The 20,443-nt window shown below is 44.9% G+C and carries 18 protein-coding genes; 13 read left to right on the top strand and 5 right to left on the bottom strand.

What is annotated here, in order from left to right:
- Window positions 1-24: 24 nt before the first annotated feature.
- Window positions 25-1,218, top strand: a complete 1,194-nt coding sequence (locus tag BK139_RS07225; RefSeq protein WP_076257683.1) for a class I SAM-dependent rRNA methyltransferase — start codon at window positions 25-27, stop codon at window positions 1,216-1,218.
- A 60-nt stretch (window positions 1,219-1,278) separates the two neighbouring features.
- On the opposite strand, the gene BK139_RS07220 is transcribed toward BK139_RS07225, so the two are convergent.
- Window positions 1,279-2,325, bottom strand: a complete 1,047-nt coding sequence (locus tag BK139_RS07220; protein WP_076257682.1) for a TRAP transporter substrate-binding protein — start codon at window positions 2,323-2,325, stop codon at window positions 1,279-1,281.
- A 90-nt stretch (window positions 2,326-2,415) separates the two neighbouring features.
- Between BK139_RS07220 and BK139_RS07215 the strand changes: the two genes are divergently transcribed.
- The 5 genes from BK139_RS07215 to BK139_RS07195 all read left to right on the top strand — a co-directional run bounded on the left by BK139_RS07215 (window position 2,416) and on the right by BK139_RS07195 (window position 8,629).
- Window positions 2,416-4,008: an ATP-binding protein gene (locus tag BK139_RS07215; protein ID WP_440230865.1), complete on the top strand. Its 1,593-nt coding sequence runs from the start codon at window positions 2,416-2,418 to the stop codon at window positions 4,006-4,008.
- Window positions 3,998-4,684 carry a response regulator gene (locus BK139_RS07210; protein ID WP_076257680.1) on the top strand — a complete coding sequence of 229 codons (687 nt, stop codon included), beginning with the start codon at window positions 3,998-4,000 and terminating at the stop codon, window positions 4,682-4,684. Before BK139_RS07215 ends, BK139_RS07210 begins: the two co-directional genes overlap by 11 nt.
- Window positions 4,685-4,806: 122 nt before the next feature.
- Entirely contained in the window at window positions 4,807-6,096 is a 1,290-nt protein-coding gene (gene dctP / locus BK139_RS07205) for a C4-dicarboxylate transporter DctP (protein ID WP_076257679.1), read from the top strand.
- A 294-nt stretch (window positions 6,097-6,390) separates the two neighbouring features.
- Window positions 6,391-7,701 (top strand): MFS transporter, encoded by a 1,311-nt coding sequence (locus tag BK139_RS07200; RefSeq protein WP_076257678.1) that lies wholly within the window; start codon window positions 6,391-6,393, stop codon window positions 7,699-7,701.
- Window positions 7,702-7,783: 82 nt separating this feature from the next.
- Complete coding sequence (locus tag BK139_RS07195; RefSeq protein ID WP_076257677.1) at window positions 7,784-8,629, top strand: STAS domain-containing protein; 846 nt, start codon at window positions 7,784-7,786, stop codon at window positions 8,627-8,629.
- A gap of 41 nt (window positions 8,630-8,670) precedes the next feature.
- Here the strand turns inward: BK139_RS07195 and BK139_RS07190 are convergent, their stop codons facing one another.
- Window positions 8,671-10,353, bottom strand: coding sequence for a hypothetical protein (locus BK139_RS07190; protein ID WP_076257676.1), 1,683 nt, complete (start codon window positions 10,351-10,353; stop codon window positions 8,671-8,673).
- A gap of 178 nt (window positions 10,354-10,531) precedes the next feature.
- Between BK139_RS07190 and BK139_RS07185 the strand changes: the two genes are divergently transcribed.
- From BK139_RS07185 to BK139_RS07165, 5 genes are all read left to right on the top strand, one after another.
- Window positions 10,532-10,930 (top strand): GNAT family N-acetyltransferase, encoded by a 399-nt coding sequence (locus BK139_RS07185; protein ID WP_076257675.1) that lies wholly within the window; start codon window positions 10,532-10,534, stop codon window positions 10,928-10,930.
- A 96-nt stretch (window positions 10,931-11,026) separates the two neighbouring features.
- On the top strand, window positions 11,027-11,851 hold the full coding sequence (locus BK139_RS07180) for an MBL fold metallo-hydrolase (protein ID WP_076257674.1): 825 nt from the start codon (window positions 11,027-11,029) through the stop codon (window positions 11,849-11,851).
- Between the two features lie 58 nt (window positions 11,852-11,909).
- Entirely contained in the window at window positions 11,910-12,452 is a 543-nt protein-coding gene (locus tag BK139_RS07175) for a DinB family protein (RefSeq protein ID WP_076257673.1), read from the top strand.
- Window positions 12,445-12,966 carry a signal peptidase I gene (gene lepB / locus BK139_RS07170; protein WP_076257672.1) on the top strand — a complete coding sequence of 174 codons (522 nt, stop codon included), beginning with the start codon at window positions 12,445-12,447 and terminating at the stop codon, window positions 12,964-12,966. Before BK139_RS07175 ends, lepB begins: the two co-directional genes overlap by 8 nt.
- Window positions 12,967-13,049: 83 nt before the next feature.
- Complete coding sequence (locus BK139_RS07165; RefSeq protein ID WP_076257671.1) at window positions 13,050-13,643, top strand: histidine phosphatase family protein; 594 nt, start codon at window positions 13,050-13,052, stop codon at window positions 13,641-13,643.
- A 98-nt stretch (window positions 13,644-13,741) separates the two neighbouring features.
- Here BK139_RS07165 and BK139_RS07160 read toward each other — a convergent pair whose 3' ends face one another.
- The 3 genes from BK139_RS07160 to BK139_RS07150 form a co-directional block, all read right to left on the bottom strand.
- A complete protein-coding gene (locus BK139_RS07160; RefSeq protein WP_076257670.1) occupies window positions 13,742-14,794 on the bottom strand; it encodes a DUF4179 domain-containing protein in 1,053 nt (350 codons plus the stop codon).
- Complete coding sequence (locus BK139_RS07155; RefSeq protein WP_076257669.1) at window positions 14,791-15,360, bottom strand: sigma-70 family RNA polymerase sigma factor; 570 nt, start codon at window positions 15,358-15,360, stop codon at window positions 14,791-14,793. The genes BK139_RS07160 and BK139_RS07155 overlap by 4 nt, the downstream gene beginning before the upstream one ends.
- A 105-nt stretch (window positions 15,361-15,465) precedes the next feature.
- Window positions 15,466-16,725, bottom strand: coding sequence for an ATP-binding protein (locus BK139_RS07150; protein WP_076257668.1), 1,260 nt, complete (start codon window positions 16,723-16,725; stop codon window positions 15,466-15,468).
- Between the two features lie 291 nt (window positions 16,726-17,016).
- On the opposite strand from BK139_RS07150, the gene BK139_RS07145 reads away from it, so the two are divergent.
- Both BK139_RS07145 and BK139_RS07140 read left to right on the top strand, forming a co-directional pair.
- Window positions 17,017-19,104 carry a catalase gene (locus tag BK139_RS07145; RefSeq protein ID WP_076257667.1) on the top strand — a complete coding sequence of 696 codons (2,088 nt, stop codon included), beginning with the start codon at window positions 17,017-17,019 and terminating at the stop codon, window positions 19,102-19,104.
- A gap of 441 nt (window positions 19,105-19,545) precedes the next feature.
- On the top strand, window positions 19,546-20,409 hold the full coding sequence (locus BK139_RS07140; protein WP_076257666.1) for an AraC family transcriptional regulator: 864 nt from the start codon (window positions 19,546-19,548) through the stop codon (window positions 20,407-20,409).
- Window positions 20,410-20,443: the final 34 nt, after the last annotated feature.

Genomic DNA, 20,443 nt, shown 5'->3' with positions numbered 1-20,443 from the left:
CTAACAAAATGATTGGGTGAATTTATGAGTAATGCTATCAAATTAATCGCGGCTTCTAAATATAAGAATAGTTTTAGGGATGGCTATCCGCTTGTGACGGAGGAGTCGGTGCAGCGGATTCCGAAGGGCATCGAAGAGGGTGCGGTCATTGAGCTGACTGATGAGAGCGGCCGGTTTATCGGCAAAGGTTATTATGGAAAGCAGAATAAAGGCAGGGGCTGGATACTGTCGCGAAATCCTCAGGAAACCTTTGATGAAGCATTTTTTGCGAAGAAATTCCAAGAAGCGTTAAGGAGACGGGAAGCTCTGTTCCGTGATCCAGATACAACCGCCTTTCGGGTTTTTAATGGAGAAGGAGACGGAATCGGAGGCATCACGATTGATTATTATGATGGCTTTTATGTGATCAGCTGGTACAGTGAAGGCATTTATACGTTCAGGCATACGGTGATACAGGCATTCATGAACCGTGCTGATGTAAAAGGATTGTATGAAAAGAAACGGTTTGCTGTAAAAGGCACTTATATAGAGGACGATGATTTTGCAGCAGGAGAGCGGGCCTCTTTTCCGCTGATGGTGAAGGAGAATGGAATCCGCTTTCCCATTTATCTGAATGATGGCGCCATGGTAGGTGTATTCCTTGACCAGAGGCATGTCCGGAAGACGATCAGGGACAAGTATGCGGAAGGAAAAACGGTACTTAACACGTTCTCTTATACGGGCGCTTTTTCAGCTGCTGCCGCATTAGGGGGAGCAGTGAAAACAACCAGTGTCGACCTTGCCAACCGCAGCAAAAGCAAAACCATTGAAATGTTCAGCGTCAACGGCATTGATTTTGAGGCACAGGATATCATTGTGGAAGATGTGTTCAACTACTTCAAATATGCTGTCCGGAAGCAGCTGGCATTTGATATGGTTATTCTGGATCCTCCAAGCTTTGCCCGTTCCAAAAAGCATACTTTCAGCGCCAGAAAAGATTATCCGGAATTGCTTGCACAGGCCATTCAAATCACAGAAAAAAACGGAATCATTGTGGCCTCATCCAACTGCAGCACATTCAATATGAAAAAATTCAAAGACTTTATCAAAAAAGCGTTCGCACAAACAGGTGACCGCTACAAAATCCTTGAGGAATTCACCCTTCCTGAAGACTTCCGCACCATTAAGGAATTCAAAGAAGGAGACTACCTTAAAGTAGCATTCATACAGAAACTGTAATAAAGGGGTGACAGGCACCTATACCACTTCAGCCAACTGGTATAGGTGCCTGCCACCTTTTTATTCATATTTACCCCGCAGTTCCTTCATCTCTTCCACCAGATTCTTCCCGATATCCTGTGAAAAGTCTTCATAGATGGGATCCAGCACAGCTTGCCATTCCTGCTTTTCTTCCGGTGTGAGTTGATGAATCTGAATGGAGGAATTCTGCCTGATTTTTTCAAGCAGTTCTTCGTTCATGTCAAAGGCCATCCGGCTGTTCCATTCAGTTGTTTCTTCCATTGCCTCGAGCAGAATCTTCTTTGTTTCCTCACTCTGCTCATTCCAGACCTTCCCGCTCATCATAACCGCATATCCCAGATAGCCATGATTGCTGATTGTCATATGCTTTTGCAGGTTATAAAATTTCTTAGAGTAGATATTGGAAACTGTGTTTTCTTCGCCATCCACTTCACCTTCTTCCAGCAGCTTATATGTGGAATTGAAGGAATCCTGAATAGCTTTTGCCTTCAGGCGGCTGAATTGGGCTGATATCACATCACTTTGCATGATACGGAAGGATTGCCCTTTCAGATCCTCCGGTTTTTGGATAGGACCCTTATTCGTGGTGATCTGCTTAAATCCATTTGGCCAGTGGGCGAGCCCTTTAATACCGTCCCCCTGAAGAGAATCAAGCAGCTGCTTGCCGATATCCCCATTCAGGCCATCAAGTGCAGCTTCACGCGAAGGGAAGGCAAAAGGCAAATCCAGCACGGCCCATTTCGGGGAAAGCATCCCAAGTTTAGAGGTGGAAGGGGCAATAAAGTGAACCTGCCCTTCCTTAAGCGCATTAATTTCTTCAATATCAGAATAAAGGCTGCCGTTTGGAAACACTTCTATTTTAATATGGCCATCCGATTTTTCGGCGACAAGCTCTGCAAACCTTTGGGCTGCAAGACCCTTCGGCGTATTTTCAGCCACCACATGGCTGAACTTGAAGACAATTTGATCCTTGAGCCCTTCCTGGTCATCATCGTAGGGAAGCTTTTCTCCCGGAAAAAAGCTTCGATAGCCAAACAAGGCAGCCAGCAGCAAAACCATGCCGGCAAGGAGAACATAGCTTTTCATTTGAATCCTCCTTTTTAAAACTATTAATGTTATCATACTTACAAGAATTCTATCCGTAAAGACAGAAGGGAGGGACCCCTTGTGAATCAGATGCCCATCCGCTGGAAGATTACCATATTGTCTTATGCTGTCGTTATTTTTTCTTTATTGATTGGCGGGATGGTCGTGATTGCAAACATCCAGGAGCAGGAAGAAAAGGAACTGAGGATACGCTCGATGAATACCGCCAGAACGGTGGCAGAGCTGTCAGATGTGAAAAAAGGAATCCTGCAGCCGCAGGGCTGGAAGACGGTTAACAAAGTTGCAGAGGAAATCCGGATTATTAATGAAACAGATTATATCGTAATCATGAATATGGAGCGTATCCGCTATTCCCATCCGGTCAGGGAGCTGATCGGCAGGCCTTCATCAGGTGAGGATGAGAAACCTGCTTTTGCCGAGCATATTTATTTTTCCAAGGCTGAGGGAGACGTCGGCAAATTTATCCGCGCATTCATCCCGATTAAAGATGAAAGCCTCAATCAAATCGGTGTGGTTGTTGTCGGCAATAAGATACCTTCGATTACGGAGATTATCACAGATCTGGCAGACGAGATCAGCATCATTGTGCTTTTGACGCTCATATTTGGACTGATCGGCTCTTTAATGCTCGCCAATCATATTAAAAAGCAGATGTTCCAGCTGGAGCCCCATGAAATCAAACGGATGCTGGAGGAAAGGACAGCCACTTTCCATTCGATCAACGAAGGCGTAATCGCGATCGATAACCAGGAAAACATTACGATTTTCAATGAAAAGGCAAAGAAAATTTTTAGTGTGTCAGGCAAAGTCGCAGGCAAAAAAATCAGAGACGTGCTAAAAGACACAAGGCTTCCCGAGATTGTAGAAAGTAATCGTGCTGTCTATAACGAACAGATCATTGTTAGCGGAAAGGTCATCCTGAGCACCAGAATTCCCATCCGGAAAGACAATGAGAAAATCGGAGCTGTGGCCATCTTCCAGGACCGCACGGAAGTTACGAAATTGGCCGAAGAGCTGACAGGCGTAAAAAGCTTTGTTGAGGCGCTCAGGGTCCAGAACCATGAACACATGAACAAGCTTCATACCATAGCCGGATTGATTCAGCTTGGAAAAGCAGACCAGGCGTTACAGCTGACCTTCGACGCGTCTGAAGAGCAGGAAAACCTTTCGAATTTCCTCAGCGATAAAATCAGGAACGATGCCATTGCAGGGCTTTTATTAAGCAAAGTACGGCGCGGCAAGGAATTGGGCATCACGGTGGTCATCGACCCAAACAGCAATCTGGAGGAGTTTCCGAGCAACCTGGATCACCATGACTTTGTTTTGCTGCTGGGCAATCTGATTGAAAATGCTTTCGGGGCTTTTGAGCATAGTGAACGTGAAGATAGAAAAATTGACATCAGCATTGAACAGACGGATGAGATTTGTGCGGTACTGGTGGAAGATAACGGCAGCGGGATAGAGGAGGCGATAATGCCGAAAATATATGAAAAAGGATTTACCGCCAATAAATCTGGCGGGACAGGCTACGGGCTTTACCTTGTCAAACAAATTGCAGAAAAAGGCGGAGGAGCGATCGAGGTTTCATCAAACAGGGGTGAAGGAACCTCGTTTACAATCGTTTTTCCGATGGAAGCGGAGGGAGAATCATATGGCGGTTAAAGAAGAAATCAGTGTGCTGCTGATTGAAGATGACCCAATGGTCCAGGAAGTGAATAAAGAATTTATTGCAAGTGTGCCCGGCTTTACAATCATTGCTGCGGCCGGGAATGGGGAGGAAGGCATTGCCCTGGCGAAAAAGCTGCAGCCTGATCTGGTGATTTTAGATATTTTTATGCCGAAAAAAGATGGTATTCAAACTCTGCAGGAATTCAGAAAACAGCACCTTGATTCTGATGTCATTGTCGTTTCTGCCGCAAAAGATAAGGAAACCATTAAGCTGATGCTTCAAAACGGCGCCAGGGATTATATTATCAAGCCCTTTAAGCTGAACAGGATCCAGCAGGCCCTCGAAAAATACCGCCATTACAGAGAGAGCCTGAAGGAAGCAGGCACTCTGTCACAAGAACAGCTTGATGCCCTGATTTATGCCAGGCAAGCGAAAAAAGAAGTAAATGTTCTGCCGAAAGGGCTGAATGAATTCACCTTAAATGAAATTACTGCTTTCATGAAACAGCAGACCGAACCCCGCTCTGCCGAAGAAGTCGCGCACGGCATCGGCATTGCCAGAGTCACCGCCCGCCGCTATCTTGATTATCTTGAAAAAAACGGTGCGATCCGGCTGGATGTGCAGTACGGAGGCGTGGGCAGACCTGTGAATCGGTATGTCATCGTTTAGCTGCATTGCTTGAGACCAAAATGAACAAAACATCCGTTATGACCATAAACTTCTCTCTTTTATCTGAAAACGCTATCATTTCTAATAGAATGAATAGTTAGAAAAAGGGAGCTGAGATTAGAGTGAAGAAGCAGCGGATTTATAAGAATCTAACCTTTCAGGTGTTAACGGCTATTTTTATCGGTGTTATGGTCGGGCTGATTTGGCCGGAAGTCGGAAAAGAAATGAAGCCGGTCGGCGACACCTTTATCAACGCAGTCAAAATGGTCATCGCCCCAATTATTTTCCTGACCATCGTCCTTGGAATCGCGAAAATGGGCGATATGAAAAAAGTCGGCAAGGTAGGCGGCAAAGCGTTCATCTATTTTGAGGTTGTTACTACACTTGCTTTAATGATCGGCCTGATCGTCGTTAATGTCATTAAACCAGGTGCAGGCCTGAACTTTAATGAATTGGAAAAAGGAGATGTTTCACAGTATACATCCAATGGAGGAGAGGGCATCAACTGGATTGAGTTTGTGACACATATTGTTCCTTCCAACATGGTGGATGCCTTTGCAAAAGGAGATATCCTGCAGGTCTTATTCTTTTCTGTTCTATTTGGTGTCGGCTTGGCGGCTCTTGGTGAAAAGGGCAAAATCGTCATTGAATTTTTGGATAAGCTGTCCTTAGTCTTCTTTAAAATCATCGGCTATGTCATGAAGGCAGCCCCGCTTGGAGCATTTGGCGCCATGGCCTATACAATTGGGCATTTCGGACTGGCATCACTTGTACCGCTTGGTAAACTGATGATTTCCGTGTATGTGACCATGTTCTTATTTATCTTTGTTGTTTTGAATATCATCTGCAAAATGTACGGATTCAGCTTATGGAATTATCTGAAGTTCATCAAAGATGAAATTTTGATCGTATTAGGTACAAGTTCTTCAGAATCAGTGCTTCCGAGAATGATGGATAAAATGGAGCGCATCGGCTGCTCCAAATCGGTTGTGGGCCTTGTCATTCCAACAGGTTACTCCTTTAACCTGGATGGTACATCCATCTATCTGTCCATGGCGGTTGTCTTCTTAGCCCAAGTGTTCGGAGTGGATCTGACAATCGGCCAGCAGATTACGATTCTGCTTGTACTGATGCTGACTTCAAAAGGTGCAGCTGGAGTAACAGGCAGCGGATTTATCGTATTGGCCTCTACACTTGCAGCCCTTCAGGTTATTCCTCTAGAAGGATTGGCGCTTCTTCTTGGCGTAGACCGTTTCATGAGTGAAGGAAGAGCGATCGTGAACCTGATCGGAAACGGAATCGCAACAATGGTTGTAGCAAAGAGCGAAAATGAGTTTGATGAAAATAAAGCTAAGAAAGCCATCAGTGATATGAAATTAATGAAGCAGGAACAGCAAAAGCAGGCAGTATAAAGGGAAAGGCCATTCTCCGCTAAGGGAATGGCCTTTTTTGTCGAAAGCCCCCAGTGCAGACGACAATTCCTGCAGCTATTTCCCGGGAAAAAATCAGAAATGAGAATGCTTTCATGTCATTTCAATCAAATGTTTGATTGAAAAGTAAATTGTTGAATAAACACGAAAGGTAAACAAAATTTAGAAAGTTTTAAAAATTATATGGTATATTATTTTTAAAAAACAGTGACAGGCACCTATACCAGTTGGCCCAACTGGTATAGGTGCCTGTCACCGGAAAGAAGGGTTTACATCGTGAAGCGCTTAAAGGTTCATTATGCGTGGATAATTTTAGTGCTGACGTTTTTGGCTTTGCTCGCAGCGCAGGGTGTCCGATTGTCGTTCGGCGCGTTTATGGCGCCTTGGGAGCATGAGTTTTCCGCTAATCGCAGTGTTATTTCCTTCATTGCTTTCGTCAGCTATATTGTTTTTGCCATTTCACAGCCGTATGTCGGCCGGCTGATTGATAAATACGGCATCCGTTATATTCTGTCCTTCAGTATCCTGATTATTGGATTTTCAACGCTTCTGACCTTTTTTACCACCAATCCCGTCCAGCTGATGATCATCTACGGCGTGATTGCCTCCGTTGGCTTTGGGGGTGCATCCAATGTAGCGGGAACGATGGCAGTGGCGACCTGGTTTGCCGATAAAAAGGGTATGGCAATGGGACTGATGTCTGCAGGAACAGCCGCAGGGCAGCTTATTCTCGTCCCGCTTTCCTTATTCCTGATTAATCTGCTGGGCTGGAAGACAACCGTATTTGTGCTCGGCTCCTTTTTGATTGTAATCATTTTCCCGCTGCTTTTGCTCTTTATCCGCTCGAAACCGGCCGATCTGCAAATCGATGCTTATGGAGCAAAAGTGAGTGTAAGTGAGGAGGGGAAGCAGGGGAAAAAGGAAGCGCCAAAAGGAACGATATCCATATTCCAGCTCTTAAAACGGAAAGAATTCCTGTTTCTCATGCTCCCGTTTTTCGTGTGCGGAGTCACCACTACTGGCCTGATGGATACTCATCTGATTCCCTTTGCCCAATATTGCGGATTTTCGCCTGGCGTAACGGGAGCTGCTGTCAGCCTGCTGGCCGGCTTTAATATTCTTGGAACTGTCGTTTCGGGGTTCCTCGCAGACAAGTGGAATTGCAGAAAAATCCTTGCCTTTCTCTATGGAGTGCGGGCATTAACCATTGTTCTTCTGCTCGTCATCGTAAATGATGCTTCCTTGTTTGGCTTTTTTGTCACTCAGTCCCATCTGCTCATTCTGTTTGCTATCAGCTTTGGGATTGTCAATTTTGCCACCGTCGCACCAACCATGAAACTGGCTGCAGAATATTTCAAACATCTGTCCGCAGGAGCCGTAATCGGCTGGATTTATTTGAGCCATCAGCTGGGTTCAGCTCTTGGTTCATTCGTCCCTGGTGTATTATTTGATCTGACAGGCAGCTATGACAGCTCTTTCATTGCATCCATCATTCTTCTGGTATTCGCATCAGTCTTCAGCATAATGCTTCCAAGCCAGGGGGCAGACTATCAGTATGCAAACAGCAGGGAATTGGCCGACACATAGGTAGGAGCTTAAAAGTGACACTTTATTTCTCTTCGGTTAAAATAAAAATATTGTAATAACAGTTCGGTTAGGGGAGACGGGCATGCATCGTAATCATGATCTATATCAATTTTTCTTTGAGAAAACATGGGACTTAACAGAAGAATGGTATAAAAAAGTGAACAAAGAAGAAAGCGGAGGGATTTATACCTCGGAAGACCCCTCTGTAATTGAAAAAGTTAAAAAGCAAAATTATGAATTCCACAAGCAGTTCTCCGAAGTCTTCCATAAAGAAGAAGAAGCGTTCTTTAATGATTTGGAAGTCTGGATTGTCAAAGTGGCGCAGGATGATGAACATCTCCGCACCCCTCTTGAGATGATCCTCAAGGAGTTCTTTAACACTCAGGAACAGTATTTAAACCTGCTTGAGCAGTTCCTTGAAACCAATCAGGGCCAATATGATGACAAACAAATCGCCTTATGGCGCAGGATGATCATCAGAACCATTGGGGAAGTAGTTACCTGGTTCACAGAAGAGTATAATAACCATTCCCAGAAGAGGCTGCAGGCTCAGCAGGCTTTAATTCTTGAGCTCAGCTCCCCGGTCATTTCATTGACAGAAGATATTGCACTTCTGCCGCTTGTCGGGGATATTGATACAGCACGAGCAAAAATCATGCTTGAAAATACACTGCAGCAATGCAATAAATTAGGCGTCAACCAGCTGTTCCTTGACCTTTCAGGAGTAGTCATGATCGATACAATGGTAGCTCATCAGCTATTCCAGCTGATCGAAGCGCTAAGCCTGATCGGCGTAAAGACCACAATCTCCGGTTTAAGACCGGAAATTGCCCAGACCGCAGTACAGCTGGGGCTGTCTTTTGATCATGTCAGCATCAAATCCACGCTATCGAGTGCCATTAAATCAGCGAACATCATAGCAGGTTAATAAAAAACACGATGAAGACTGTCTTCATCGTGTTTTTGCATCTATTCCAATCCTTTAATGCTCATTTCCTTCACAGGCAGGAATGCCTCACCTGTATCCAGATAGTTAACGCTGACCTGATCGCCTTCCTGCAGATAAATGGCCATCGGCACGGTTTCGGATGAAACCACATAGCTCTGCCGGTTGTCCAGAAGGAATGATACGACCGTAAAATCACCGGACTTCTCCTTGTACACCCGCACCACAGTGCCGCTTATCTGTTTTTCCTCTGCCTTCGAGCTTCCGTCTACTGTGCCTCCGCCCCGCTGCAATGCAGTTTTATACAAACGCAATGCTTCATTTGGCGTCGTTCCATAAGCGGAAATTTCCGGATTGGCAGCTGATACAATGAAGTAGTTCTGCAGGAATCCGTTGGCATCAAGCACAGGCGTCAGCCAGCTTGCTTCCCCGTAGAAGTTATACAGAACAGGCATTTCCCCGCTCCATTTCTTCTCGATGAATTTTTTCTCGATAATCTGGAGGGCACCCTGCGAATCCATATAAGATTCTTCAAGATTGCCTGTAAAGAAGGTCGCTTCGCCTGTCCTTGAATTTGTCAGAGAATAGCCAAGCATTGAATCAACGCCTTCTTTTGGACTCGTAAAATCAGTGAAGTAGTACATGTCGCCATTTTCATCAAAAATAGGGCTCACATTGGCTTCTGTTCCTTCATCAGATGGAAGCCTTACATCTGACTTTCCGAATTTGCTGTTCCAGAAGCCATGGACATAATTCCCGAAATAGCTGTTCTGCAGACTGACCGTCTCAGGAGAAACTGCTCCATCAATAAAGGCCGGCACATCCGCAAGTTTATAAGACTTCGTCTGTCCGTTCAGCGGGTCAACCATGACCACCCCTTGAACCTCAAAGCCATTCCTCGCCGAAATAAACTCTCCATATGAAAGGATATAAAACGGCTTTCCATCGTCATTCACTTCCAGCTGCATATCTCCGTAAAAAATGGCCTGCGGATACTGCATCCGGATATGGCGCTCTAAATTTTTATTAAAATAAGAGGATGGCGTGTACACCATATCGCTTTTCACAAACTTTGGATTAGCTGAGGAATCAGTCGCGCTAATTGTAAAATAGCCTGGTGTCTTATTCCCATTCCACCATTTAAAAAAGCCCGAAAACTCTACAGGCGCAATATACACATACTCTCCATTGACTTTCTGGATCTGCAGACTGCCAAGTTCATAATAACTCGTGTTCGGGACCTGCCCGAAAGCCTTCTTCATCTTATTGCGTGCAAACTTAGGCGGCACGCTCGCCGGTGTTTCTTTTTCATCAAATGTTTCAATCTCCGTTTTTTCCTTCATTTTGGCACTTTCATATTTATCATCTGCATTAAACAGGAAAGCTGTCAGAAAGAAAGCTCCTGCAGCTAAACTAAGGACAAACACACCTGTTTTGATCATACGCTCCCGGCCAGTCGCGAAAACAGCCCCCATTACAGAAGCGAAAACCGCAAACAGCCACAAACTAGTCAAGTTCCGGTCCAGATTGGTGAGGTAATACACGGCAAAAACAAGCAGCACAGATACAGCTGCGGTGGCGGCCATGATTCCGGTTCCCAGTTTCCTTCCTTCCTTTTCCTTCGCCTTCGGTTTATAGCTGAACGGAATCAGCAGGATCGAAATCGCCAGTCCGGCGATGAGTGAAAAAATAAATATATTTCCCATTATGAATCTCTCCTAACAATAAGGTCGTTACAATCCTTTACGGGTGAAATTCAAAAAAGTTTCAAAAAGCTGATCCTTAAGTGTTCTTGTGCATCAGGACAGCATAATCCTTAAAAGGAAGGAATTTTCTGCACTGAACCCGAATAGGATTAGCATTCCCATTGTTAAGGAGATTTTTATGATCAGATATGAATTGGCCATGCCCGACTATAATCAGTTATTTCAGTTATATGAAAATGACGGCTGGAATGAATTTTTGAAGTTGCCGAAAGAAACGCTTTATAGAGCGATGGAGCAGAGCTGGATCGTGGTCAGTGCCTATGATGGAGAGTGCCTGGTCGGGACAGGACGCATTATTTCAGACGGAGTGATTAATGCTTACCTTTGCGGTTTAATCGTTGATCCAGATTATCGCAGCCGGGGCATCGGCAAGGAAATGGTACGAAAGCTTGCAGCAGAGTGCTCGAAGGACCGGCTGCATTTACAGCTGCTGGCAGAGGAAGAAAAGGCGGGTTATTACGAGAAGCTGGGCTTTGAGGTTTTTACATTAGGCTTAAAGTATAAAGTCTCAGTCTAAAGCAGTAGCCGCTTTCAGCCGAAACGGCGATTTAACAGAACGTTTCCGATAGTAAAATGGTGAATATAACCAGTATGAGAAACGGAGGCATTATCTATGGAAAAATATATATGCAAAACGTGCGGAACGCAATTTCCACCATGCGACGATCATCCTGAAAGCTGCCCAATCTGCATGGAAGAGCGCCAATATATTGGACACGGCGGACAGGAGTGGACTACTTTACATGAAATGAAAGAAAGCGAAAATTATACGAATGAAATAAAGCGGGAGGAATCCAATCTTTACAGTTTGAAAACAGCTCCGGAGTTTGCCATCGGCCAGACGGCCTATCTTATTCAGCATAACGGTTATAATCTGATGTGGGATTGCATCACCTACCTTGATGAGTGCACGATTGAAGCCATAAAAGAACTGGGCGGAATTAGCGCGATCGCACTGTCCCATCCTCATTATTATTCAGCACAAGTTGAATGGGCAGAAGCATTCAATGCGCCGATCTATATCCATGAAGATGACAGGGAGTGGGTAATTAGGGAAAGTGACCACATCATTTTCTGGAGCGGAGAAAGTTTTAAGATTCATGATGGCCTGGTGATCCACCGCCTCGGCGGCCATTTTAAAGGCGGTGCTGTCCTTCATTGGGAAAAGGGGAATGGGAGCAAAGGCGTCATGCTTACCGGCGACATCATTCAGGTCGTTGCGGACAGGGATTGGGTCAGCTTCATGTACAGCTATCCGAACCTCATTCCGCTTCCCGCTGAAACGGTTGAACGGATGGCCGGCAAAATCAAACCGCTGTCATTTGACCGGATTTACAATGCGTTTCACAGAGTGGTAGAAAAGGAGGCAGACCTTGCAGTGCAGCGGTCAGCCGAACGGTATGTTAAAGCAATCAGGGGCGAGCTTTTTCAGACCTGAAGTTGGCTCTATGGGTGGAAATTTAGTAAAATAAGGTAATAGAATGGGAGGGAACAAGATGTTAAAGAAACCTGTATTGGATGAGTATGCACCGTATTATGAGAAATATGTCAGCTCTGTACCGGAAGGGGACCTTCTGCAGATCCTCGATGGACAAATGAAGGAGACAATCAATCTGGTAAAAGATCTGAATGAAGACCAGGCGAATTTCCGCTATGCTCCGGAAAAATGGACGGTTAAGGAAGTGATCGGCCATATTACAGATACTGAACGCATCATGAGCTACCGCCTGCTTTGCATTGGCAGAGGGGAGATGGCTGAGCTGCCGGGATATGATGATAACCAGTACGTAAAGAATGGCAAATTTAACCGCTTCAGCATTGAGGAGCTTTCAGCACAGCTGTCCCAGGTTCGCCAAAATACGATTTCTTTACTGAAAAGCCTGGATGATGAGGCATTGCTAAGGCGTGGAAATGCGAACGGCACCGGGGTAACTGCCCGGGCCATTGCCTATATTATTGCCGGACATGAACTTCACCACCGCACCTTAATCAAAGACCGGTATATGGGTGCCGAAAGCTTTGGTGGAGCACATGAATAAGCATGAAATAGCGAGCTGGCTCAAGTCCCTTCTGATTGCCTTTGGAATCGCACTGGTCATCAGAGTCTTTCTTTTTTCACCGTACTATGTGGAAGGTGCCTCCATGGATCCGACCCTTCATGACGAGGAAAAAATCTTTGTTAATAAATTTGAAGAACTGAACAGAGGCGATATTGTCATCATCAGGGGTGATGAAAAGAACTATGTAAAGAGATTAATAGGTTTCCCCGGCGATGAACTGGAAATGAAAAATGATCAGCTGTATATTAACGGCCAGCAATGGGATGAAGACTACCTTGATGAAAATCGTGAAGCAGCAGAAGGAATTGTCAGCAAATTGACCGGTGACTTTGGTCCTCTCACGGTTCCGAGTGATCACTATTACGTCATGGGGGACAACCGCCTTGTCAGCCTGGACAGCCGAAATGGGCTCGGCTTTATTGGGAAAGAGCGCATCATCGGCGTCAGTGAATTTGTCTGGTATCCTTTTACAAGCATGAGAAAAGTAGAGTAGCTGCAGGAGCGGCAAAGAACGCTCTTTTACTTAGATAAGGCAACTCTTAAAAATCTATTCAAAAGAAAGGATGTTTTTTACATATGACAAGAATCGGATTAATCCGGCACGGAATCACAGCCTGGAATAAGGAGGGACGGGCACAGGGAAGCTCGGATATTCCCCTTCATGAAGAAGGTATGGCTGAGGCAGAACGTCTGGCCGAACGAGTTAGCGGCGAAAAATGGGATGTGATCTACTCCAGTAATCTCTTAAGGGCAAAGCAGACGGCAGAAGCGATCCAGGAAAAAATCCGCTCCATTCCCCTTCACCTCGATCCGAGGATTAGAGAAGTCGGCGGCGGAATGATTGAAGGCACAACTGAAGCCGAACGACTTGAAAAATGGGGCACGAATTGGCGTGAAATGGACCTTGGTTTCGAGCCGAAAGAAAGTGTTATGAATAGAGGGCTTGGCTTCCTTCAGGAGATTACAGAAAAGCATCCGGATGAAAACGTGCTGATCGTAAGCCATGGCGCCTTTATTCGTCATCTGTTAAGAGAACTGGTTCCGCAGACAGACCTTTCCACTCCGCCGAAGAACACCTCCATCACGGAACTGTTAATAAAAGAAAGCAAGTGGAACTGTGAGCTGTATAACTGCACGAAGCATTTGGAGGCGGAGCAGATAGAATCATAAATGAAATTGCATAAGCCATAGAGGCCGGACAGGCGGAATCGAAGGCGGGAAAATAAAAGCCTCCCCGAAACGGGAGGCAAAACTTACCTGTACATATTTTAATTTATTTTCTTTTTATCTTTACTTAAGATCGTCAGCTCATATGGGTCATTTCGAATATCTTCTGCTTTTTCATGTGTTTGTAAGAAGCTCTCGATTTCCTCTTCAATGCGTTCTGCCAGCACCTTTGCATCCGGGTCATCTGCTTTCACGGTTGTTTTCACCTTTATTTGCAGCGGGAGAGGATGGAAAGAGTATGAAAACCCTTTTACCTTGAATTCTTTGTTTTCCATCAAGCCGCTTGCGATGACGTGAATGACTCCGGATTCATCCCATCGCTGTTCCTGTTCTCTGGCTTCCATATCAATCTGTCTAATGTCATATTTGAACCCTTTTCCATATTCACTTGAAATCGAATTCAATAAACTATTAAGCTCGTCAGTCCTTTTTTCGGTCTTCGGGATAGCTACAAAAATATATTTCTCAATCTCATTAATCCTGGCCTGAACTGGGAAGGCCATCGTGTAATGATTCTCTTCAAGCGCTTTAATGATCTTTTGTTCCAGCTCCAGGCTGTCAGCTTGCTGCTTTTTCATTTCAGGGGTTTCTTCTGGTATCGTGTTATCACGTTTGTCCCTTTTTATTCTGATATCATACGCACCAAAGTTATGAACTTTTAATGAGTGACTGAAGGTTTTTTTTACTTCTTCTTTAATGCCGTTTACTTCCGCCTTTGTTCCTCCAAGCCAGACGGTTAACTCTTTATCAGGGATGGAGGCATCCATTCTTCTCAAGTCATAGCGATGCTTATTAGCAGTATCACTAACGACATCATATAAAGCATATTTGTATTCTTCCTGTTTTATAAATACGCTGAAGTAAGGAATCTTGGCGGCTACCTTTGCCATTCCGGGAGAAAAATAAGCAGTTCCGATAAAAAGTATGAACAAAGCTGCTGCAGCTGTGCCTGCATAAGCCCATTTCTTTTTCCGGCTTATTCTTTCTTTCTTTTGAAAAGAATATGAGTTAGGTCTTACAGCTTTTAATACCATTTCTTTCTGTTTATCCGCGAATCGAATTTGATTATCTGGGTATTTAAAATGATTGGTCATGTCTGTTCATCTCCCTTCTCTGAAAGAACGTCTTTTAAGGAATTTCTTGCCCGGTGAAGCCGCGATTTGACTGTATTCATATTTAAGCTCAGGAGGTCGGAAATTTCGGTCAGCGTTAGTTCTTCATAATAGTGAAGGATAATGACTTCACGCATTTTCAATGGGAGCCCAAGAACTCTGCTATACAGATACTCCTTATTTTCTATGTGAAGCAGCTCAGTCTCAACAGAATCCATTCGATCTGCCAGCAGGGATCCAATCCATTCTTTATAAAACAAATTTTTATAAGACCAGCTTTTTAAAACATCCTTGCATTTGTTGACAGTGATCCTGTAAAGCCAGGTTTTATAGGCAGCTTTCTTCTGAAAACCTTCAAGGTTCTGATAGCAGCTAATAAAAACTTCCTGAGATACGTCTTCAGCCAGCTGCTTTTGTTTTAAATAGGAGAAGGCAACCCTGATAACCATGTCCCCATATATATCCATTAGCCAAATAAGCTTCTCTTCTTTGGACTCTGTATCGGATTGAAGGGGCGGCCCTTGATTGTCTGTTATTTTTACCAGCATGTTTATGCTCCTTTCGTTGGTAACATTTAGACGAGGGGTACTGCCTGGAGGTTCCATAAAAATTGGAAAAAAGAAAAACAGCAGTGTTGACCCTGCTGTTTTTTGTTAATCCTTATGTATTTCCGACTTGAAAATCGGAAAAGTAAAGCTGAAAACAGTTCCTTTATCGACTTCGCTTTTGACCCGGACATTGCCATCCATGGCCCTTACAATACTGAATACGACCATCATTCCAAGCCCGGTTCCTTTGGAGCCTTTAGTAGAATAATAGGGTTCTCCCAGGCGCTGAATCTGTTCGGAAGTCATGCCCACGCCGGTGTCTTTTATTTCGATGATGATTTGGCTGCTGCTGTAGTGCGTTTCTATGTATAACTGCCCGCCGCGCGGCATAGCCTCAATTGAATTTTTAATTACATTCAAGAAGCATTGGTGGAATTTTTGCCGATCTCCCTTAATAGATCCGAGGAGGGAAAAGTGGGCATTGATTTCGACGGAATTCTGGTTGGCTGTCGGCTTTAATATATTCAATACCTGCATGAGCTCTTTTTTTACATTGATCTCCTCGATCTTATCCAAGGATGGCTTGGAAAAGGTTAAATAATTCTGGATGACCTGCTCCGCTGATTCAAGTTCAGCCTTCACAATGTTCAAATATTCCACCCTTTTTCGCGGTGGCAGCCGCTGCTCCTGCAAAAGCTGAACAAACCCGATAGCGGCTGTCAGGGGATTGCGGATTTCATGTGAGATGGCTGCACCCATTTGCTCGACAGCTTCAAGTTTTTCGGTCCGGACGAGATTCTCACGCATATCCAGATTCCTTTTAGCAAATTCAAATACATATGTAATCATAAAAACACCCAATGGCGGAATCATCAAATAGGCAAACCAGGCATCGAACCGGTTTTGTGGCGGCGCGCTTATTTCCATTACTATGACCGTCAGTACACTTAAAATCAGAGTAATAATAACCGAAAAGCGAATCCTTTTTCGGGGCACCTGCTTCCAAAACCAGGGATAGAGCTTCCAAAGAATAATTCCCAGGGGCAAATATAAAAGAATATTAGAATAAAATCCAGGCTCTATTCCATAAAAACTTCTCATCAAAATCACAGTTCCGGCTAATGCAAGGCCAATCCCCGCATATAAACCGCCGATGATGACAGGTATCAATCGTAAATCAAAAAAATAATGGGGGCTTGTCTGATAGGAAAACTGAAAGCATATCCAGATCATAAACAAAAGCCATACAAAAGAGCAGCCTTTGGAAAACCGGAATTTAGAACTTTTTTCCGCCCATACAAGCACAACAAACAAGATAACGATCAAAAGCGATAGATTAAAGAAAAGATGCTTGGTAATTTCCATCGTTTCACCTGCCTCTTCGTGAGGTTATAAGAAAATTCTATATTGTTTTACTATTATTGACAATACTCAATTGCTTTTTTTATATAACATTGTCACAAAAAACAAAAATTTGATAAGCTAAAGAACCAATTCCTGTAAATAAACAAATGAGATTTCAAGTGATTTAAACGGAAGTTTTACGCTGCTTTCTTTTATTTTGCTGTTTACCTCCTTTAATGTAGGGTACTTCAATTGTAGATACATACGTAATCCAGAAGCATTTGCTTCTTAAATATAAGGAGGAATGAACATTTGAAACAGGATCCGCAAAACAAAGGTGTAAATGAACACAGCAAGGACAGGCAGCTTGAGGAATTCCGCATGGATAACGCAGGCAAGAAACTGACGACGAATCAGGGGGTAAAGGTTTCGGAGGATGAGCATTCACTGAAAGCAGGTACCCGCGGACCGACCTTGATGGAGGACTTTCACTTCCGGGAAAAAATGACGCACTTTGACCATGAACGCATCCCTGAACGGGTTGTTCATGCCCGCGGGTTTGGCGCACATGGCTATTTCCAGGTGTATGAATCCATGGCAGAATACACAAGGGCTAAGTTTCTGCAGGACCCATCTGTCAAAACCCCGGTCTTTGTCCGGTTCTCAACCGTTGCCGGCTCCCGGGGCTCGGCAGACTCTGTACGTGATGCCCGCGGATTTGCCACCAAGTTTTACACGGAAGAAGGCAATTACGATTTAGTCGGCAATAATATCCCGGTATTCTTCATCCAGGATGCCATCAAGTTCCCGGATCTCGTTCATTCATTCAAGCCGGAGCCGCATAACGAAATGCCGCAGGCTTCAACGGCCCATGATACGTTCTGGGATTTTGCAGCCAACAATACGGAAACTGCCCACATGATCATGTGGACAATGTCAGATCGTGCCATTCCGCGCAGCTACCGCATGATGGAAGGCTTCGGTGTTCACACATTCCGGTTTGTGAATGAGCAGGGCAGGGCACGATTTGTAAAATTTCACTGGAAGCCGGTTCTGGGCACGCATTCTCTTGTTTTTGACGAAGCCCAAAAGCTTGCCGGAAAGGATCCGGATTTCCACCGCCGGGATCTTTGGGAAGCGATTGAAATGGGAGATTACCCTGAATTTGAACTGGGTGTCCAGATGATTGATGAAGAAGATGAATTCTCCTTCGATTTTGATATTCTGGATGCGACGAAGCTGTGGCCGGAGGAAATGGTCCCGGTTAAGATCATTGGAAAAATGACCCTGAACCGGAATCAGGATAACGTGTTTGCTGAAACAGAACAAGTCGCGTTCCACCCTGGGCATGTGGTGCCGGGCATTGATTTCTCGAATGATCCATTGCTGCAGGGCCGTCTGTTTTCCTATACAGACACCCAGCTGATCCGCCTTGGCGGTCCAAACTTCCATGAAATCCCGATCAACCGTCCTGTATGTCCATTCCATAATAACCAGTATGACGGCTATCATCGCATGACGATCAATAAAGGGCCGGTTGCTTATCATAAAAACTCGATGCAGAATAATGATCCAAGCCCTGCCACAGCAGAAGAGGGCGGCTATGTTCATTATCAGGAAAAGGTCGAAGGGCGCAAAGTCCGCCAGCGGAGCGACAGCTTCAAAGACCACTACAGCCAGGCGAAATTGTTCTGGAACAGCATGTCCGAAGTGGAAAAGCAGCATATTATCGAAGCATTCCGTTTTGAAGTTGGCAAGGTGCAGAACAAGGATATAAAGCAGCAGGTTGTAGATATGTTCAGTAATGTGGATCTTTACCTGGCTGAGCAAATTGCCCTTGGCGTCGGTGTGAAGGTGCCGGATGAAGCTGCTGAATCCAAAGTCACGCTTTCTTCTCCTGCATTAAGCCAAATGAATACAGCCAGATCAGCTAAGACCCGAAAAGTTGCCATTCTTGCTGATAATGGCTTCAACTATAACGAAGTCAGCAGCGTAATGGAAGCCTTGAAAGCGGCTGGGATCATGCCGGAGATTGTCAGCAAAAACCTGGGCATGATTAAAGGTGACGGCGGGGAGCTCGAAGTCACGAAGACATTCCTGACCTCTCACTCGGTTATGTATGACGCCATCTATGCAGCAGGAGGAAAGGAAAGTGCAGAAGCGCTGAAAAAAGTGCCGCAGGCCAAGGAATTTGTCAGCGAATCCTATAAGCATTTCAAAACCATTGCGTTTGGCGGCGAAGGAGCCGAATTGCTGCCGGCAGAAGCCTTAAATATGCTGGGACAATCACAAACGCTCTCTGATATGGGCATCGTCGAAATTAGAAGCGGAGACCCATCTTCCAGTAAGAATTTAATCAATACGATTGCCATGCACCGTCATTGGGGACGTGCCATATAAAGTCGAAGCCAGCTGCCTGTTAATGGGCGCTGGCTTTTATCGCAGTCTAACGGGCAGTAAGACCCCCACTTCAAGACTCAGAGGAATCAAAGGGGATAAGTGGTGTCAAACTGCCCGTAAAGGCCCGAAAAGAAGAACAAAGACTAAGAACGCCACGTCCTGTGGCAACGTCTTTGTGACCCACTTCCTGTGGGCCTCAACTAACAATCAGTGGGGGATAAGGAAAACCCCCACTGATTGAAGTTTCACTTTATATGATCTTTTGAATCGCCGAAATAATGCAGAGACTGACCATTAAAAACCGCATCTAAAATTCCCCTTTCAGCAGGTATTCTCCGCCTGAAATAAGAATTCATTATTATCGCCTGCCAAAACAAAGCAAAAAATGACAGGAAGCCAAGAAGAGATATAGATAGGATATACATAAGGGAGTGATCAGTAATGTCATGGATTGAATCGCTGCAGAAGGCTATTGATTATATAGAGGAGCATTTGCTGGATGAGGATTTTTCAGTTCAGAGAGCAGCGGAAGCGGCGAACTCCTCCATATTTCATTTTCAGCGCATGTTTGCCATTCTGACAGATATGCCGGTGGGCGAATATATCCGGGGCAGAAGATTAACGTTCGCTGCACAGGACCTGGTTTGTACAGATCTCAAAGTGATTGACCTCGCCTATAAATATGGCTATGACACTCCTGAAGCTTTTACAAAGGCTTTCCGCAGACAGCATGGCATGAACCCGACGGAAGCCAGAAACTTTTCCGGAAAGCTGAAATCCTATAACCGCCTGGTAATCCAGGTTAGTCTGAAAGGGGCAGAACCAATGCAATATGCCATTGTCGAAAAAGAAGCTTTTCAAGTCGCTGGCATCAAAAAGGAGTTCTCTTTGGTCAATGAAGAAAATCTGGCCGGTATCCCGAAATTGTGGGATGAAGTAAACAGTAACGGCACCTCCGATAAGCTGTTCAAGCTGAATAATGGGGATATCAAAGGTATTCTCGGCGTGTGTGTGGATAACCGCAGCCAGAAGCCTGAGAGCATGGATTACTGGATTGCCGCAAGCTTTGAAGGTGAAAAGCCTGACAGCTTTGACACCCTGCAAGTCCCGGCCTCCAAATGGGCGGTGTTCGAAGTACATGGCGCCATGCCGCATGCCATGCAAAACACCTGGAAAAAAATCTTCTCGGAATGGTTTCCATCAAGCGGCTATGAACATGTTGCTGCACCTGAACTGGAAGTCTATACAGCAGGTGATGCATCCGATCCGGATTATTATTCAGAGATCTGGATTCCGGTAAAATAACCATCAAAAAACCTGCAGATGCCAGATCTGCAGG

Origin of the sequence: Paenibacillus sp. FSL R5-0490 (assembly GCF_001956215.1) — a bacterium.
In the GTDB taxonomy this organism is placed as follows: domain Bacteria; phylum Bacillota; class Bacilli; order Bacillales; family Cytobacillaceae; genus Cytobacillus.
This window is presented reverse-complemented; position numbering and strand designations above follow the sequence as displayed.

What these genes read in the sequence shown, in the direction of transcription:
- BK139_RS07225 (WP_076257683.1), top strand. Translation starts at nt 25, where the DNA reads ATGAGTAATGCTATCAAATTAATCGCGGCTTCTAAATATAAGAATAGT.
- BK139_RS07220 (WP_076257682.1), bottom strand. Translation starts at nt 2,325, where the DNA reads ATGAAAAGCTATGTTCTCCTTGCCGGCATGGTTTTGCTGCTGGCTGCC.
- BK139_RS07215 (WP_440230865.1), top strand. Translation starts at nt 2,416, where the DNA reads ATGCCCATCCGCTGGAAGATTACCATATTGTCTTATGCTGTCGTTATT.
- BK139_RS07210 (WP_076257680.1), top strand. Translation starts at nt 3,998, where the DNA reads ATGGCGGTTAAAGAAGAAATCAGTGTGCTGCTGATTGAAGATGACCCA.
- BK139_RS07195 (WP_076257677.1), top strand. Translation starts at nt 7,784, where the DNA reads ATGCATCGTAATCATGATCTATATCAATTTTTCTTTGAGAAAACATGG.
- BK139_RS07190 (WP_076257676.1), bottom strand. Translation starts at nt 10,353, where the DNA reads ATGGGAAATATATTTATTTTTTCACTCATCGCCGGACTGGCGATTTCG.
- BK139_RS07185 (WP_076257675.1), top strand. Translation starts at nt 10,532, where the DNA reads ATGATCAGATATGAATTGGCCATGCCCGACTATAATCAGTTATTTCAG.
- BK139_RS07180 (WP_076257674.1), top strand. Translation starts at nt 11,027, where the DNA reads ATGGAAAAATATATATGCAAAACGTGCGGAACGCAATTTCCACCATGC.
- BK139_RS07175 (WP_076257673.1), top strand. Translation starts at nt 11,910, where the DNA reads ATGTTAAAGAAACCTGTATTGGATGAGTATGCACCGTATTATGAGAAA.
- lepB (WP_076257672.1), top strand. Translation starts at nt 12,445, where the DNA reads ATGAATAAGCATGAAATAGCGAGCTGGCTCAAGTCCCTTCTGATTGCC.
- BK139_RS07165 (WP_076257671.1), top strand. Translation starts at nt 13,050, where the DNA reads ATGACAAGAATCGGATTAATCCGGCACGGAATCACAGCCTGGAATAAG.
- BK139_RS07160 (WP_076257670.1), bottom strand. Translation starts at nt 14,794, where the DNA reads ATGACCAATCATTTTAAATACCCAGATAATCAAATTCGATTCGCGGAT.
- BK139_RS07155 (WP_076257669.1), bottom strand. Translation starts at nt 15,360, where the DNA reads ATGCTGGTAAAAATAACAGACAATCAAGGGCCGCCCCTTCAATCCGAT.
- BK139_RS07150 (WP_076257668.1), bottom strand. Translation starts at nt 16,725, where the DNA reads ATGGAAATTACCAAGCATCTTTTCTTTAATCTATCGCTTTTGATCGTT.
- BK139_RS07140 (WP_076257666.1), top strand. Translation starts at nt 19,546, where the DNA reads ATGTCATGGATTGAATCGCTGCAGAAGGCTATTGATTATATAGAGGAG.